The sequence below is a fragment of the Companilactobacillus sp. RD055328 genome (assembly GCF_022835675.1).
Classification (GTDB): domain Bacteria; phylum Bacillota; class Bacilli; order Lactobacillales; family Lactobacillaceae; genus BQUT01.
The window spans coordinates 1-339 of record NZ_BQUT01000007.1 but is presented as its reverse complement, the minus strand read 5'-3'; the positions used below and the strand labels follow the sequence as shown (position 1 = coordinate 339).

The following is a 339-nucleotide window of genomic DNA, read 5'->3' as shown; positions in this document are numbered from 1 at the left end:
TTCGAACCTCCGACCCCCTGTTTACAAGACAGGTGCTCTGCCAGCTGAGCTAAGTCGGCATATTAATACGGGTGAAAGGACTTGAACCTTCACGTCCAAAAGACACTAGAACCTAAATCTAGCGCGTCTGCCAATTCCGCCACACCCGCATGTATTCAATTTTTCTTCACTGCACTCTTGTGCAATGAGCCGTGGCAGGTTCGAACTGCCGACCCTCTGATTAAAAGTCAGATGCTCTACCGGCTGAGCTAACGGCTCAATGGAGGATACAGGGCTCGAACCTGTGACCCTCTGCTTGTAAGGCAGATGCTCTCCCAGCTGAGCTAATCCTCCATAAGC

Annotated in this window: 3 tRNA genes; all 3 read right to left on the bottom strand. The window is 51.0% G+C overall.

Annotation, left to right across the window (positions count from 1 at the left end):
- Positions 1-66 precede the first annotated feature (66 nt).
- Positions 67-149: transfer RNA gene (locus RD055328_RS07255), tRNA-Leu, on the bottom strand.
- Positions 150-185: 36 nt separating this feature from the next.
- A tRNA-Lys gene (locus tag RD055328_RS07250) sits at positions 186-258 on the bottom strand.
- A gap of 2 nt (positions 259-260) precedes the next feature.
- Positions 261-333 (bottom strand) — tRNA-Val (locus RD055328_RS07245).
- Positions 334-339 lie beyond the last annotated feature (6 nt).